Genomic DNA, 15,009 nt, shown 5'->3' on the forward strand with positions numbered 1-15,009 from the left:
CGTTACTTGATGGCTTCGAGCTTCGGGACGACCTGGTCGATGGCGTACGGGATGCTCAGCACGGTGTTGAAGGAGAGCGCCGCGCCGATGTCCGGGCTGTCGTACGGCAGGAACAGGTCGCGCTTCTCCTGGTTGACCTTGGTCTTCGCGTACAGCGGGTCGGCCTTCATCGCCGCCTCGGTGTCGGGAGTGCCCAGCCACACCGTCCGGTCGGCCTCCATCACGTCGAACCGCTCGGAGCTCAGGTCGGCGATGTTGTCCTTGCCCAGCGCGGTGCGGTAGGCCTCGGAGGTCGTGAAGCCCATCTCGCTGAGGAAGATGACCTTCGGGTCCTTCGGGGAGAACGCGGAGAACTTGCCGGGCTCGACGGGCTCGCCGACCGCGACCGTCTTGTCCTTCCACTCCGGGTGCTTCTCCCGGACGGCCTTGAACCGCGCGTCGATCCCCGCGATCAGCTTCTGCGTCTCGGCGTCCTTGCCCAGCGACTTGCCGATCTGCTGCGTCATCACCTGCCACGTCGCCTGGTAGTCCTCCGAGCCCTTCGGCTGCGCGACGACCTTGGCGATCTTGGAGAGCGTGTCGTACTGCTCCTTCTTCATGCCCGAGTACTGGGCGATGATCAGGTCCGGCTTCAGCGCCGCGATCTTCTCCATGTTGTACTCGTCGCGCTCGCCGACGACCTGCGGCGGCGTCGAGCCCCACAGGTCCTTCGACCACTGCCACTTGCCGTACGGGGTCTCCTTGAACCAGTCCACGGCGCCGACCGGCTTCACGCCCAGGGCCAGCACCGCGTCCTGGTCGGACAGGCCGAGCGTGACGACCTTCTTCGGCTCCGCGTCGATCGTCGTCGACCCGTACTTGTGCTCGACGGTCACCGGGAACGCGGCGGACGAACCGGTCGCCTCCCCGGACGGCTTGGACTCGGCCTTCTTCTCCTCGCCACCACCACACGCACTCAGAACGAGAGCGGCGGCGGCCGCGGCGGCCACACGGGGAAGGTTTCTGACGATCCTCGTCAGCGCGGGGCGGGAACCAACGGACACGGGTGTTCCTTTCACGGGGGTTGCGCAGTGCATGCCTCACGCCCGGCAGGACGGCGCTGCCAGGCAGGAGGAGAGGGTGGGGCGGGCGGCCCCCTAGCTGGAGGTGCCGATCCCGTCGGCGACCAGCTGGGCTTCGCCGGCGGCCGGCTTCGGGGTCCGGTCGATGACCGACTCCAGGATCTCGCCGACCCGGATAGCGGTGTTGGACAGCAGGGAGGAGGTGATGCCGTGCGTGTGCTCGGTTCCGCCCTGGAGGTAGATGCCGCAGCGCAGCGCGGGGTCCGTCGTGATGCGGTAGTCGCGCTCGACGCGGACGCGGCCCTCGTCGTCGCGGTGGCAGAACCCTTCGACCTCGCCGAGGAGGCCGAGGGAGTCGGCGGGCCGGTACCCCGTGGCGTAGACCACGATGTCGGCGTCGAGGGGGGTCTCCTCGCCGGAGACCAGGGACTCGACGGTCACCTTCACGCCGTCGGGCGTCTCGACGACGTCCGAGAGGCGGGAGACGTTGAGGAAGCGCAGCCGCTCCTCGCCCAGGACCTTCTCCTGGTACGACTGGCGGTACAGGTCGTCGATCAGGTCGATGTCCACCACGGAGTAGTTGGTGTTGCCGTGGTAGTCCATCAGCTTGTTCTTGACCTCGCCGGGAGCCGTGTAGTACTCGTCCACGGCCGCGGGGTCGAAGATCCGGTTGGCGAACTTGCTGTCGTCCGCCGGGCTGTAGCCGTAGCGGGCGAACACCGCGCAGACCTCGGCCTCGGGGAAGCGGCGGTGCAGGAAGGCCACGTTCTCCGCGGCGCTCTGGCCGGCGCCGACGACGACGAACCGGGACGGGTCGGTGCCGTCCAGGCCGTCCACCCGCCGGAGCAGGTCGGAGTTGTGCCACACGCGCTCGGTGCGCTCGACGCCCTCGGGCATGTAGGGCCGCAGGCCGGTGCCGATCACGAGGTTGCGGGCCCGGTGGGTGACCAGTTCGGCGCCGGAGCGGGCGGTGACGTCCACGTACTCGATGACGCCGTCGCGCACGACGGGCCGCACGGCGACCACTTCGTGTCCGTAGGACACCATGTCGTCGACCTTGGCGGCGGCCCACTCGAAGTAGTCGTGGAACTCCACGCGCAGCGGGAACAGGTTCTTGTGGTTGACGAAGTCGATCAGCCGCCCCTTGCTCTGCAGATAGCAGAGGAAGCTGTACTCGCTCGACGGGTTCCGCAGCGTCACCAGGTCCTTGAGGAACGACACCTGCATGGTCGCGTCCTCGAACAGCATGCCGCGGTGCCAGCCGAAACACGGCTGCTGCTCGAAGAAGTGAGCAGTGACCGCCTCCTGCATGTCGACGCGTGCATTGTGCTCGGTGAGCGCTATCGCCATGGCCACATTGGACGGCCCGAAGCCGATGCCTATGAGGTCGTGGATCACCGGTGCGTCATCAGGAAGAGCCTGTGACATGTCACTCCGATCATGCGAGACAGCCGCCTGTGAGGCGCCGAGGAGAATCTGGGCAGGGCATACCGATGAGCAGCAGGCCGAGCGAACTTAGGTAAAGCTAACCTCATTACGGCACCCTGTCGACCAGGCAAATCAGTCAAACCGGCCACTATGGCTGCAAAGGGCGCCTAGAATCCGGTACGTTGCATCCTTAGGTAAGGCTTGCTTTACTTTCTGGTGATCTATTGCTCTCCAGAGGAGGAACCCCATGCGGGTCGTCATGTTCGGTTATCAGACCTGGGGCCACCGCACCCTGCAAGCGCTCCTGGACTCCGAGCACGACGTGGTGATGGTCGTCACCCACCCCAAGAGCGAGCACGCCTACGAGAAGATCTGGAGCGACTCGGTCGCGGACCTGGCCGAAGCACACGGCGTCCCCGTGGTCATCCGCAACCGCCCCGACGACGAGGAGCTGTTCACGCGCCTCAAGGAGGCGGACCCGGACATCATCGTGGCGAACAACTGGCGCACGTACATACCGTCGCGCATCTTCGACCTCCCGCGCCACGGCACCCTCAACGTCCACGACTCGCTGCTCCCGAAGTACGCCGGCTTCTCCCCGCTGATCTGGGCCCTCATCAACGGCGAGTCCGAAGTCGGCGTGACCGCGCACATGATGGACGACGAGCTCGACGCCGGTGACATCGTCCTCCAGCAGGCGGTCACCGTCGGCCCCACCGACACCGCGACCGACCTCTTCCACAAGACGGTCGACCTGATCGCCCCGGTCACCGTCGGCGCGCTGGCCCGCATCGCCGCCGGCGAGACCGAGTTCACCCGGCAGGACCGCTCGCAGGCCAGCTTCTTCCACAAGCGCGCCGAGGACGACATCCGCATCGACTGGAACTGGCCGGCGGACGTCCTGGAGCGCCTCGTGCGCGCCCAGTCCGCCCCGTACCCCAGCGCGTTCACCTTCCACAAGGGCAAGCGGCTGGAGATAGTGACCGCGGTGGTGTCCGAGGGCCGCTACGGCGGCACGCCCGGCCGCATCTTCTACCGCGAGGGCGAGGGCGTGGCGATCGTCGCCGGAGCCGACGCCCGCACCGGCCGCAACCACGGCCTGGCCATCACGCGCGTACGCACCGAGGAGGGCCTTGAGATGCCCGCCCTCGAATACTTCACCTCCATGGGCGGCTACCTCACGACCCGCCCCTGACCCACGGCGCGACCGTACCCGCCCCCGCACCACGCTCCCCCGCCTCAGCGACACCCCGCGAAGAGCGGATCGGAGCCGGCCGCCCGGGTGAGCCTCGACGGCACGGAGCTCGACGGGGCCGGCGCGCAGCTGGTGGTGCCTTCGGACCGGTGCGGGGCGCGCTACGTCAGCGCGGTCACGCACGTGTGGTTCGGCGCGCTGGACCCGGCCCGCGGAATGATCAGAAAATGCCATTCATGGTGGCGGGTCCGGAAAGCGAGGGAATTCCGGACGGTCGGCCGGGCCCGATCTGGATTTCGACTGCCGGTGATGGGGAGGCGCCCCGCGTGTTCTCGCGGCGGTGGGCTCTCCGGTGCGCGACCATACGGACGCGCCGACACGCTCCCGGTCGTCGGCGTCGTTCAGGCGGCGCCGGGGGCGGGGGTCGGCAGCGGGACCACCGATACAGGAAAGAAGGACGGACGTGTCCGGAAGCGACAGCGAGAACCCGGTAATCCCTGCCCCCACCCCCGAGCCGACTCGCCCCCGCTCGAACCGGGACTGGTGGCCGGATCAGCTGGATCTTCAGGTGCTCCACCAGCGCTCGCCTCTGGCCGATCCGATGGGTGAGGGCTTCGACTACGCGCAGCAGTTCGCGACGCTGGACCTCGACGCCCTGAAGCGGGACGTCTTCGAGGTGATGACGGCGTCACAGGAATGGTGGCCCGCCGATTACGGCCACTACGGGCCGCTCTTCATCCGGATGAGCTGGCATTCCGCCGGAACGTACCGCATCGCCGACGGCCGGGGCGGTGGCGGAGCCGGCGCGCAGCGTTTCGCCCCCCTCAACAGCTGGCCCGACAATGCGAGCCTCGACAAGGCGCGCCGTCTGCTGTGGCCGGTCAAGCAGAAGTACGGCCGGAAGATCTCCTGGGCCGACCTGCTGGTCTTCGCCGGCAACTGCGCCATGGAATCGATGGGGTTCAAGACGTTCGGCTTCGCTTTCGGGCGGCAGGACATCTGGGAGCCCGAGGAGATCTTCTGGGGGCCCGAGGACACGTGGCTCGGAGACGCGCGCTACAGCGGCGACAGGGAACTCACCGGTCCGTTCGGAGCCGTACAGATGGGCTTGATCTACGTCAACCCGGAAGGGCCCAACGGGAACCCGGATCCCCTCGCCGCCGCCCGGGACATCCGCGAGACCTTCGGGCGCATGGCGATGAACGACGAGGAGACGGCCGCGCTCATCATCGGCGGCCACACCTTCGGCAAGTGCCACGGTGCGGTCGGCGCCGAGTACATCGGCCCTGAGCCCGAGGCGTGTCCCATCGAGCAGCAGGGCCTCGGCTGGCGGAACACGTACGGCAGCGGCACGGGCGCCGACGCGCTCACCAGCGGGCTCGAAGGCGCGTGGACATCTGCGCCGACGACGTGGGACAACGGGTACCTGGACAACCTGTTCCGGTACGAGTGGGAGCTGACGACGAGCCCGGCCGGCGCGAAGCAGTGGACCCCCACGGACGACTCGGCCCGGGACACGGTGCCCGATGCCCACGACCCGGCGAAGCGGCACGCCCCCATGATGCTGACGACGGACCTCGCGCTGCGGGTGGACCCGGTCTACGGCCCGATCGCCAAGCGCTTCCACGAGAACCCGGAGGAGCTCGCGGAAGCGTTCGGCAAGGCGTGGTACAAGCTGTTGCACCGCGACATGGGACCCCTCTCCCGGTACCTCGGTCCGTGGGTACCGGAGCCGCAGCTGTGGCAGGACCCGGTGCCCGCGGTCGATCACGAGCTGGTCGCGGACGCGGACGTCGCCGAGCTCAAGGGCAGGATCCTCTCGTCGGGACTGTCGGTCCCCCAGCTGGTCGCCGCCGCCTGGGCCTCGGCGGCGAGCTTCCGCGGCACCGACAAGCGCGGTGGGGCCAACGGGGCCCGCATCCGGCTCGCGCCGCAGAAGGACTGGGAGGTCAACGACCTGCCCGAGGTGGCCGAGGCGGTGCGGACCCTGGAGCAGATCCAGCAGGACTTCAACCGCGCGCAGACCGGCGGGACGAAGGTCTCGCTCGCGGACCTGATCGTCCTGGGCGGATGCGCGGCCGTCGAGCAGGCCGCGAAGGACGCCGGGCACGACATCACGGTGCCGTTCGCACCGGGGCGTACGGACGCCTCGCAGGAGCAGACCGACGTGGAGACCTTCGCCGTCCTCGAACCGGAGGCGGACGGGTTCCGCAACTACGTGCGGGCCGGGGTGAAGCTGTCGCCGGAGACCCTGCTCCTGGACCGCGCCTCCATGCTGACCCTGACGGCGCCCGAGATGACGGTCCTGATCGGCGGCATGCGGGCCCTGGACGGCGGCTTCCGGCGCTCTCCCCACGGCGTCTTGACCGACCGGCCGGGGGTGTTGACGAACGACTTCTTCGTCAACCTGCTCGACATGGGCACGCAGTGGAAGGCCTCGGACGCGGACGAGAACGTCTTCGAGGGCCGGGATGCCGTCACGGGCGAGACCAAGTGGACCGCGACCGCCGTCGACCTCGTCTTCGGCTCGCACGCCCAGCTGCGGGCCCTCTCGGAGGTCTACGCCTCCAGGGACGCAGGGGAGAAGTTCGTGCGCGACTTCGCCGCCGCCTGGGACAAGGTGATGCGGCTCGACCGCTTCGACCTCGCCTGAGTCCGACGTGCCGGCCGGCCGTTGCTCGGCCGGCCGGCACACCGGACCGGCGCATCGGACCCCCGGCATCGACCTGCGCGACGAAGCAGAGCAGACTGCGGTGCAGTACGTCGGACCGGACCGGAGGCGCGCGCCATGGGGATCACCCTGCTCAGCATCGCCCTGGTGGTGGCCGCCCTCGTCATCAGGACGGCCGTCGCCGAGATCCGCCGGCCGGGCAGCGGGCGCGGGCAGTGGGCGTTCCTCACCAGTCCCCGGGCCATGGCCACCGGAGCCCTTGCCGCCCTGCTGCTCGGGCTCCTCGCCTGGATCACCGCGGGCCCCTCGGCGGCCGCCTGGGCCGTGTTCGCCGGCGCGCTCGTCGCGTACGTCGTGGGAACGGGCGAGAGCGAGGACTGAGGCATCTCCCCCCGTCCCCGCGTGCGGGGCGGACGCGGCAGTTCAGCGGACGACGATGGACTCCACCACCTGGCGGGTGGTCCGGACCGCCCGTGGGGAGCCGGCGCGGCTGCGGGCGTGCCCGGCCCGGCGCGGGCCCACAGCCGGCGCTCGTCAAGACCGCCAACGCCCGCGCCTCCATCGTCGACACCGTCCTGATGCCGAAGCAGCCGGTCCGGGACACCGAGGAGCTGCCACGGAGGGCGGCGTCATCGGTGATGGCGACGCCCCACGCGACGTGCGACCGTTGACCGGTGGTTCCCACGGCAAACCGAAAGAGGTGCACGACGTGCGTGTCCATCGCATCACCACCAACCTGCCCGTGGCCGACATCGACGAGGCGAAGGCCTTCTACACCGGGTACCTGGGGCTGAGCACCGAGGAGTTCAACCTGGGGTGGGTCGCGCGCTACACCTCCCCCGACAACGGGGAGCACGTTCAGCTGGTCACGCGGGACGAGACGGCCCCCGAGGACTCGGTCGTCTCCGTGCACACCCCCGACGTGGACGGCGCGTACGCGGAGGCGCTGGCCCTGGGGTTCGAGATCGTGCACCCGCTGACGACGGAGGCCTGGGGGGTACGCCGGTTCTTCGTACGCGCTCCGGACGGCAACGTCCTCAACATCGTGCAGCACCGGGACTGACCGGCCGCGCCGGGTGCGGGGTGACGCCCGCCCCGCACGCCCCGCCCCCGGCCGCGCCCGTACCGTGCCGTGCCTCAGCGGACGACTTCGAACACGTTCTTCTGCAGGCCGTTGGCGTACGCCTCGTGCTCGACGAGCTTCAGCTTCTGCGTGTCCTTGTCCGTGGCGCTGAACAGCCGCTTGCCCGCGCCGAGCAGGAGCGGGAAGACGAGCAGGTGGTAGCGGTCGATCAGGCCGGCGTCGGCGAGGCCCCGGTTCAGGGACGCGCTTCCGTGGACGATGATCGGGCCGCCCTCGGTCTCCTTCAGCGCGGCGACGTCGTCGAGCGAGCGCAGGATCGTGGTCTCGCCCCAATTGGCCACCAGGTCGCCCTCGCCGAGGGTGGTGGAGACGACGTACTTGGGCATCGCCTTGTAGCCGGCGAAGTCCGCCATGTCGGGCCACACCGGGCTGAACGCCTCGTAGCTCGTCCGGCCCAGCAGCATGGCCGCGGCTTCCTCCTGCTCGCGGCCCTTGATCTCGAACGCCTCGGGCAGGAACTCCACGTCCTTGAAGGTCCATCCGGAGTTCCGGTATCCGGGCTCCCCGCCCGGGGCCTCCACGACGCCGTCGAGGGAGATGAAGGCGGTGCTGATCAGGGTTCGCATCTGGGTTCCTCAGTGTCTCGTGTCCGGTGCTCGGCAGCTTCGGCCGGTGCGCGATCGGACCGCACGCGCGGCCGCCGCACACCCACCATGCTCTATTGACTGCGGAAGATGAGAGAACTCATCGGCGCAAACGTGACATCGTCCCCGTCCCCATCGACACCATCGCCTCCGGCGGCGGCGGAATCCACTGCTCCACCCACGACCAACCCGGCACACCCGCCGCCTGACCCACCAACACCCGCGCGGGAGCCCCACGCACCCCCGGGCCGGCCGCAAGCGGGCCGCCCCCGGCGGACCCGCCTCACGGCCGGCCCGCCGGGGGCGGGAGCGCGCGCCGCGCCCCCGTCATGGCGGCGGCGACTCGCAACGGGTTCCGGCGGCTCAGCCCACGCGCTCGATGCGGGCCCGGCGGATCAGGTTCTTGCCCGGCTCCCGCACCGTGTCGAAAGCCGCGTTGTTCAACAACACACAGCTCCCCGACGGCCCGTTCACCGTCACCGTCGTCGCCTGACCGTTGTCCAGGTTCGTCACCTTCAGCTTCGTACCCACCGGGAACGTCCCACTGCTCGCCGCCGGCGCACCCCCCTCACCCGACAAGGTCACCGTCGACCCCTGACACACCACCTCGCCGGTGGCCGGAGGCACCCGCACACCCGCCGCACCGGCCGCCGCACCCCCCGTACCGGACGCACCGGACGCACCGGACGCACCGGACGGCGCGGACGACGGCGCGGACGGCGCGGCACCGCCACCGCCACCGCCCAGACGCTCGATGCGGGCCCGGCGGATCAGGTTCTTACCCGGCTCCCGCACCGTGTCGAAAGCCGCGTTGTTCAACAACACACAGCTCCCCGACGGCCCGTTCACCGTCACCGTCGTCGCCTGACCGTTGTCCAGGTTCGTCACCTTCAGCTTCGTACCCACCGGGAACGTCCCACTGCTCGCCGCCGGCGCACCCCCCTCACCCGACAAGGTCACCGTCGACCCCTGACACACCACCTCGGGCACGGCGGCGTTACCGGTCGCCATCGTGGCGACGACCCCTCCTGCCACCAGGGTTCCCGCCACGACGGAGAGAACGAGCTTCTTCGTGCGACTCATGGTCCGTTTCCGGGTCATGGCAACTCCTCTATCGATGGACGCTGTCCCCCCGATCTGCATACGACCGTCATCGCACCCGAGTTCACTCTTGTCACGGACGGACAAATTCAGCGGCCCGGCGGGCCCCGGCGGCACTTACGGGGTCAGCTCACGGGCGTCCAGAGGCACCCGCCAGACGTTGCGGCGGTGCACCTCGTCGAAGTCGGCCTGGAGGGGCGACGGCGGGACGGTCAGCACCGGGCAGGCCGCGTGCGCCAGGCAGTGGCGCGCCACCGAGGGGCGGACGAGGCGGCGCAGCGGGCTGCGGGAGCCGGTGCCCACCACCAGGAGGCCGTCGGAGCCGCGGGCATGACGTGCTCCTGACGCTGCCGGGCCCCCCATCAGCGATCCGTATGGAGTGGGGCCGCCGCCGTCAAGGTCCCGTCATGGGGTGACCACAGGGGTGCGCTCGCGGGGATAGCTTCGGTGTCGCGCCCCGGACCGCCTCCCCGCCACCGGGGCCCCATCTGCCACTCGTGGTTCCTCTGGGAGGGCCCCATGTGTTTGTTCCAGTACGACGACGACCCGGAGTCCGAGGAACGGGTCCCGGACGGCCCCCTGTACGTAGTCGATCCGACCCTCACGGCTCCCTCGGCCACCACGACGGCGGCTTCCGGGCCGGTCGGCGGCGTCGGCGCCCCGGTGCTCCGCACGACCGAAACCGCTGCCCGGAAAGCCTGAAGGGAATCGCACCATGACGATCGCCGCCCTCCCCGAGGTCCCGCCCCGTACCGATGACCTGTCGATATGGCCCGCGTCCACGGCCCGGCTCCCGCACGGCGGCCTCTCCGTCGGCGGGGTGTCCCTGGCCGAGCTGGCCGAGCGGTTCGACACACCCGCGTACGTCCTGGACGAGGGCGAGGTCCGCGAGCGCTGCCGCACCTACCGCGACGCCTTCCCGGAGGCCGAAGTGCTGTACGCGGCCAAGGCGTTCCTCTGCCGCGCGATGGTGCGCTGGGTCCAGGAGGAGGGCCTGGGCCTGGACGTGTGCTCGGCCGGGGAGCTGGAGCTCGCCGTGACGGCGGGGTTCCCGCCCGAGCGGATCGTGCTGCACGGCAACGCCAAGTCACCCAGGGACATCGCGACCGCGCTGCGGCTCGGGGTGGGGCGGATCGTGATCGACAGTCCGTCCGAGATCGCGCGGATCGCGGCCGCCGTCGGCGCCGACGGGCACCAGAAGGTGATGGTGCGCGTCGTACCGGGTGTCTCGGCCGGCGGCCACGACAAGATCCGCACCGGCACGGACGACCAGAAGTTCGGCCTCTCCCCCACCGACGGCTCGGCGCAGCACGCCGTCGCCAGGATCCTGGGCCAGCCGCAGCTCGAACTCACCGGCCTGCACTGCCACATCGGTTCCCAGATCACGACCGTGGAGCCGTACCTCGTGGCAATGCGCCGCATGGTGGAGCTGATGGCCCGCCTGCGCGACGAACACGGCGTGGTCCTGTCCGAGCTGGACATGGGCGGCGGCCACGGCGTCGCCTACCGGCCCGGCGAGGCGGCCCTCGACCTCACCGCGCTCGCCCGGCAGCTCCGCGCCGAGCTGAGCGAGTGCTGCGCCGCCGCAGGGCTGGACGTGCCGCGGCTCGCCATCGAGCCGGGGCGGGCGGTGTCCGGGCCGGCGGGTGTGGCGCTGTACCGGGTGCTCGCCGTCAAGCGCACCGGCGAGAAGGTGTTCGTGGCCGTGGACGGCGGGATGAGCGACAACCCCCGGCCCGCCCTGTACGGGGTCCGGTACGCACCCCGGCTCGTCGGCCGCCACTCCACGGTCACGCCCTGCCGGGCCACGGTCGTCGGGCGGCACTGCGAGGCCGGTGACATCCTCGCCTCCGACGTGGAGCTGCCGGGTGACGTCCACCCCGGCGACCTGCTGGCCGTACCGGTGGCGGGCGCCTACCAGCTGTCCATGGCGTCCGGGTACAACATGGTCGGCCGCCCCCCGGTCATCGCGGTCCACGAGGGCTCGGCCCGGGTCCTGCTCCGGCGCGAGACGCTGGAGGACTTCCGGAGCCGCGACATCGGTCTCTAGGGCGCCGCCTCCTCCGGGTCGTGCCGGTCCGGCACGACCCGGAAAGGACGGCCTAAGGCCGGTAGACGAGTTCGATCATCATGGCGGTGATGATCGCCCAGACGCCGATGCCCAGCAGCCACAGGGCTTCGAGGACGGCGCCGGTGGTGATCACGGTCACGCCGGCCACGCCGGCCACGCCGGCTACGCCGAGGACGAGGGTCGCCCGGCGGATGCCGCGGTTGGGAAGCCAGTCGATGGTCACCCTGTGAGAATCCCGCCGGATCGACGCCTTGGCGAGGGTCCGGCGGGATTCCTGTCGGCATCTTGACGCCGGGCCCCGGAACGCGGAGGTCAGCCGGCGTGCACGTGGGGGCGGCGGGACCGGTCCGGTTCCGCCTCCCGGATCACCTCTCGGGTGACGGGGCGACCTCGCCCTGCCCGAAGAGGAAGAACCTCAGGAAGTTGGCCATCGGGTTGCCCTCGGTCCACTCGAAGTAGATGTGGGGGCGCTGCCCGGTCTCGTCCCGTACGTGGAGCAGCAGCGCGGCCAGGGCGTTGGGGATGCTGGAGCTCTCCAGGGTCAGGACGCGGTAGCGGCCGTGGAGCACCTCGCCGCGTACGCGCAGGCCGGATTCGAACTCGGACGCGTCCAGGACGGTGACCTCGACGAACATGACGTCGTCGCCGGGCGGGATGTCGTTGTCGGCACGGATCTGCTCGGCCTTCTCGCGGTACTCGGTCCTGTCGCGGTGGTCGGGCTCGTTGGCGACGAAGCGGATGGTGCGGTTGGCGGTGTCACGGACGAATCGACGCGCCATGTCGTCGAGTTCCACGTGCGTGACGGGCAGCTCGAACACGCGGGCGAGGCGGGACAGCAGCGAGAGGGCCATGATGCCGCCGATGAAGCACGCCCCGATCTTCACGCCGTCGGGGCGCTCCACGACGTCGACGGCGGTGGTGTAGATGAAGACCGCGGAGATGACGCCGAAGCCGATCGTCCAGCCGCGCTCGCCGGCCCGGCGGGCGGCGATGGTCACGGCGACAGCAGCCGAGGTGATCAGAACCAGGACGCCGGTGGCGTAGGCGCCGCCCTGCGCGTCCACGTCGGCGTCGAAGATCCAGGTCACCAGGAAGGCGATCAAGGTGAAGACGATGACCATGGGGCGCAGGGCGCGGGCCCAGTGCGGGGCCATGCCGTAGCGGGGCTGGTAGCGCGGCATGAGATTGAGCAGGCCGGCCATGGCGGAGGAGCCGGCGAACCACAGGATCAGGATCGTGGAGATGTCGTAGACGGTGCCGAAGGCGGAGCCCAGGTACTCGTGCGCGAGGTAGGCGAGGGCGCGGCCGTTGGCCTCGCCGCCCGGCTGGAACTGGTCTGCCGGGATCAGCAGGGTGGTGATGAAGCTGGAGCTGATCAGGAAGACGCTCATGATGATGGCCGCGGTCGTCAGCAGCTTCTTGGCACCGCGGATCCGGCCCGCGGGCTTCTCGGGGGCGTCGTCCGGATCACCCTTGACGTGCGGCATGACGGCGACGCCGGTCTCGAATCCGGGGCGGTGGACGGACGGACCGGATCTCACCCGAGCCCGGGAATCATGGACACCAGCAGGTCGATGACCTTGATCCCGACGAACGGCAGGACGAGGCCGCCCAGCCCGTACACGGCGAGGTTCCGGCGCAGCAGGTCGTGCGCGGAGGCCGGCCTGTAGCGGACGCCGCGCAGGGCGAGCGGGATGAGGGCGACGATGATCAGCGCGTTGAAGATGATCGCCGAGGTGATCGCGGACAACGGGCTGTGCAGGCCCATGATGTTGAGCGCCTCCAGCCCCGGGTGGGCCGCGGTGAACATCGCGGGGACGATCGCGAAGTACTTCGCGACGTCGTTCGTGATCGAGAAGGTGGTCAGGGCTCCCCGGGTGATGAGGAGTTGTTTGCCGATCTCGACGATGTCGATGAGCTTGGTGGGGTTGGAGTCCAGGTCCACCATGTTCCCGGCCTCCTTGGCGGCCGAGGTGCCCGTGTTCATCGCCACGCCCACGTCGGCCTGGGCGAGCGCCGGTGCGTCGTTCGTGCCGTCACCGGTCATCGCCACCAGCTTGCCGTCCGCCTGCTCCCGCTTGATCAGGGCGAGCTTGTCCTCGGGGGTGGCCTCGGCGAGGTACTCGTCGACGCCGGCCTCCTGCGCGATGGCCCGGGCCGTCAGCGGGTTGTCGCCGGTCACCATGACCGTACGGATCCCCATCCGGCGCAGTTCTTCGAACCGTTCCCGGATGCCCTCCTTGACGACGTCCTTCAGGTGGACGATGCCGAGGACCCGCGGTCCGTCCCAGTCGTGGACCGCCACGAGAAGGGGCGTGCCGCCGGAGGCCGAGACCTCGTCGGACCAGTGCAGGGCCTCCGTCGGCACGGTCCCGCCCCGCAGCTCCACCCACTCGGCAACCTGGGCGGCCGCGCCCTTGCGGATGGCGCAGCCGGCTCCGTTGGGCCAGCTCAGATTGATCCCGCTCACCCGGGTACGGGCGCTGAACTCCTGGAAGCGCGGGCTACTCAAGTCCTCCACGGCGGTCGGCCGGAGCCCGTAGCGCTGTGCCAAGGCGACGATGGAACGGCCTTCGGGCGTCTCGTCCGCGAGCGAGGCCAGCTGGGCCGCGTCCGCGAGCTGGAGGTGGTCCACGCCGGGGAGCGGGACGAGGGCGACGGCCTCGCGGTTGCCCTGGGTGATCGTGCCGGTCTTGTCGAGGAGCAGGGTGTTCACGTCGCCGGCGGCTTCGACCGCCCGTCCGCTCAACGCGACCACGTTGCGCTGGACGAGGCGGTCCATGCCCGCGATGCCGATGGCGGAGAGCAGGGCGCCGATGGTCGTCGGGATGAGGGTGACCAGGAGGGCCACCAGGACCGTGGTGGTCTGGGCGGCTCCCGCGTGGGCGGCCATCGGCTGGAGCGAGACGACGACCAGGATGAAGATCACCGTGAGGGCGGCCAGCAGGATGTTCAGGGCGATCTCGTTCGGCGTCCTCTGCCGCGACGCGCCTTCGACCAGGGCGATCATGCGGTCCATGAAGCTGTGTCCCGGGCGGGAGGTGACCCGCACGACGATCGAGTCCGACAGCACGGTGGTACCACCCGTGACGCCGCTGCGGTCGCCGCCGGACTCCCGGATCACCGGCGCCGATTCGCCGGTGACGGCGGACTCGTCGACCGCGGCGGCGCCGTCGATGATGTCGCCGTCCGCCGGGATCAGCTCACCCGCTTCGACCAGCACGACGTCCAGGGGCTGGAGCTGACCGGGGGTGACGGCTTCCGATTCGGCGTGCCGCGGGTTCGTCCCGTACGTCCAGTGGCGCAGCCGGACCGCGACGGTGTCCGTACGCGCCTTGCGCAGCGACTCGGCCTGGGCGCGGCCGCGGCCCTCCGCGACGGCCTCGGCGAAGTTGGCGAAGACCACCGTCAGCCACAGCCAGACGCTGATGACCCAGGTGAAGACGGACGGGTGGACGAGCGCCGAGAGCGTGGTCAGCGCGGATCCGGCCGCCACCACGAACAGCACCGGTTTGCGGAGCAGTTCACGGGGGTGGAGCTTGCGCACGGCCTCGTGGAAGGAGGCCGCCGGCCGGATCGACTCCAGCAGGGGACGCGGGTCCGGACGCCTTCGCGGCGGCCGGTCGGCGGACGCCTGTCGCGGGGACGGGACGGGAGGTGTCTGCCTGGTGGCAGCGGGACGCATGGAGAGACCTTTTGGTGGGATCCGGCTCAGCCGGATCGTGGGATGCACCGCCGGGGATCCGTCCCGTGT

12 protein-coding genes and 4 pseudogenes are annotated in these 15,009 nt (G+C 70.2%); 8 read left to right on the forward strand and 8 right to left on the reverse strand.

Annotation, left to right across the window (positions count from 1 at the left end; genetic code table 11):
* Positions 1-2: 2 nt before the first annotated feature.
* Both ACFWTC_RS18020 and ACFWTC_RS18025 read right to left on the reverse strand, forming a co-directional pair.
* The gene (locus ACFWTC_RS18020) at positions 3-1,043 is read right to left on the reverse strand and encodes an iron-siderophore ABC transporter substrate-binding protein (RefSeq protein ID WP_383930384.1); all 1,041 of its coding nucleotides are present in this window, start codon (positions 1,041-1,043) and stop codon (positions 3-5) included.
* A gap of 93 nt (positions 1,044-1,136) precedes the next feature.
* On the reverse strand, positions 1,137-2,489 hold the full coding sequence (locus tag ACFWTC_RS18025; protein WP_383930381.1) for a lysine N(6)-hydroxylase/L-ornithine N(5)-oxygenase family protein: 1,353 nt from the start codon (positions 2,487-2,489) through the stop codon (positions 1,137-1,139).
* A 247-nt stretch (positions 2,490-2,736) separates the two neighbouring features.
* Between ACFWTC_RS18025 and ACFWTC_RS18030 the strand changes: the two genes are divergently transcribed.
* The 5 genes and pseudogenes from ACFWTC_RS18030 to ACFWTC_RS18050 all read left to right on the forward strand — a co-directional run bounded on the left by ACFWTC_RS18030 (position 2,737) and on the right by ACFWTC_RS18050 (position 7,418).
* Positions 2,737-3,684: a methionyl-tRNA formyltransferase gene (locus ACFWTC_RS18030; RefSeq protein ID WP_383930379.1), complete on the forward strand. Its 948-nt coding sequence runs from the start codon at positions 2,737-2,739 to the stop codon at positions 3,682-3,684.
* A 93-nt stretch (positions 3,685-3,777) separates the two neighbouring features.
* Positions 3,778-3,882 (forward strand): annotated as a pseudogene (locus tag ACFWTC_RS18035) (molybdopterin-dependent oxidoreductase); the annotation flags it as partial.
* Between the two features lie 265 nt (positions 3,883-4,147).
* Positions 4,148-6,337, forward strand: a complete 2,190-nt coding sequence (gene katG, locus ACFWTC_RS18040; protein ID WP_383930376.1) for a catalase/peroxidase HPI — start codon at positions 4,148-4,150, stop codon at positions 6,335-6,337.
* A 135-nt stretch (positions 6,338-6,472) separates the two neighbouring features.
* A complete protein-coding gene (locus tag ACFWTC_RS18045; protein ID WP_383930373.1) occupies positions 6,473-6,736 on the forward strand; it encodes a hypothetical protein in 264 nt (87 codons plus the stop codon).
* A gap of 328 nt (positions 6,737-7,064) precedes the next feature.
* Positions 7,065-7,418 carry a VOC family protein gene (locus ACFWTC_RS18050; RefSeq protein WP_383930370.1) on the forward strand — a complete coding sequence of 118 codons (354 nt, stop codon included), beginning with the start codon at positions 7,065-7,067 and terminating at the stop codon, positions 7,416-7,418.
* A 74-nt stretch (positions 7,419-7,492) separates the two neighbouring features.
* On the opposite strand, the gene ACFWTC_RS18055 is transcribed toward ACFWTC_RS18050, so the two are convergent.
* The gene (locus ACFWTC_RS18055; RefSeq protein ID WP_383930367.1) at positions 7,493-8,065 is read right to left on the reverse strand and encodes a dihydrofolate reductase family protein; all 573 of its coding nucleotides are present in this window, start codon (positions 8,063-8,065) and stop codon (positions 7,493-7,495) included.
* Positions 8,066-8,184: 119 nt separating this feature from the next.
* Between ACFWTC_RS18055 and ACFWTC_RS18060 the strand changes: the two are divergent.
* A pseudogene (locus tag ACFWTC_RS18060) lies at positions 8,185-8,292 on the forward strand (agmatine deiminase family protein); the annotation flags it as partial.
* Between the two features lie 532 nt (positions 8,293-8,824).
* Here ACFWTC_RS18060 and ACFWTC_RS18065 read toward each other — a convergent pair.
* Positions 8,825-9,085: pseudogene (locus ACFWTC_RS18065) on the reverse strand (hypothetical protein); the annotation flags it as partial.
* Between the two features lie 216 nt (positions 9,086-9,301).
* On the reverse strand, positions 9,302-9,547 hold the full coding sequence (locus ACFWTC_RS18070) for a universal stress protein (RefSeq protein ID WP_383932003.1): 246 nt from the start codon (positions 9,545-9,547) through the stop codon (positions 9,302-9,304).
* A 156-nt stretch (positions 9,548-9,703) separates the two neighbouring features.
* Here ACFWTC_RS18070 and ACFWTC_RS18075 point away from each other — a divergent pair, with 156 nt between their 5' ends.
* A complete protein-coding gene (locus ACFWTC_RS18075) occupies positions 9,704-9,886 on the forward strand; it encodes a hypothetical protein (protein WP_383932005.1) in 183 nt (60 codons plus the stop codon).
* A 13-nt stretch (positions 9,887-9,899) separates the two neighbouring features.
* Positions 9,900-11,234 (forward strand): diaminopimelate decarboxylase, encoded by a 1,335-nt coding sequence (gene lysA / locus ACFWTC_RS18080; protein WP_383932007.1) that lies wholly within the window; start codon positions 9,900-9,902, stop codon positions 11,232-11,234.
* 52 nt (positions 11,235-11,286) lie between these two features.
* On the opposite strand, the gene ACFWTC_RS18085 is transcribed toward lysA, so the two are convergent.
* From ACFWTC_RS18085 to kdpB, 3 genes and pseudogenes are all read right to left on the reverse strand, one after another.
* Positions 11,287-11,478 (reverse strand): hypothetical protein, encoded by a 192-nt coding sequence (locus ACFWTC_RS18085; RefSeq protein ID WP_384028767.1) that lies wholly within the window; start codon positions 11,476-11,478, stop codon positions 11,287-11,289.
* An 89-nt stretch (positions 11,479-11,567) separates the two neighbouring features.
* A pseudogene (locus ACFWTC_RS18090) lies at positions 11,568-12,766 on the reverse strand (amino acid transporter); the annotation flags it as partial.
* Positions 12,767-12,792: 26 nt separating this feature from the next.
* Positions 12,793-14,940: a potassium-transporting ATPase subunit KdpB gene (kdpB, locus tag ACFWTC_RS18095; protein WP_383932011.1), complete on the reverse strand. Its 2,148-nt coding sequence runs from the start codon at positions 14,938-14,940 to the stop codon at positions 12,793-12,795.
* Between the last annotated feature and the right edge of the window lie 69 nt (positions 14,941-15,009).

It is taken from the genome of Streptomyces sp. NPDC058619, assembly GCF_042717785.1.
GTDB lineage: Bacteria > Actinomycetota > Actinomycetes > Streptomycetales > Streptomycetaceae > Streptomyces.

Coding starts and splice junctions, on each gene's coding strand:
- ACFWTC_RS18045 (WP_383930373.1), top strand. CDS start 6,473: ATGGGGATCACCCTGCTCAGCATCGCCCTGGTGGTGGCCGCCCTCGTC.
- ACFWTC_RS18070 (WP_383932003.1), bottom strand. CDS start 9,547: ATGGGGGGCCCGGCAGCGTCAGGAGCACGTCATGCCCGCGGCTCCGAC.
- lysA (WP_383932007.1), top strand. CDS start 9,900: ATGACGATCGCCGCCCTCCCCGAGGTCCCGCCCCGTACCGATGACCTG.
- ACFWTC_RS18030 (WP_383930379.1), top strand. CDS start 2,737: ATGCGGGTCGTCATGTTCGGTTATCAGACCTGGGGCCACCGCACCCTG.
- kdpB (WP_383932011.1), bottom strand. CDS start 14,940: ATGCGTCCCGCTGCCACCAGGCAGACACCTCCCGTCCCGTCCCCGCGA.
- ACFWTC_RS18025 (WP_383930381.1), bottom strand. CDS start 2,489: ATGTCACAGGCTCTTCCTGATGACGCACCGGTGATCCACGACCTCATA.
- ACFWTC_RS18055 (WP_383930367.1), bottom strand. CDS start 8,065: ATGCGAACCCTGATCAGCACCGCCTTCATCTCCCTCGACGGCGTCGTG.
- ACFWTC_RS18075 (WP_383932005.1), top strand. CDS start 9,704: ATGTGTTTGTTCCAGTACGACGACGACCCGGAGTCCGAGGAACGGGTC.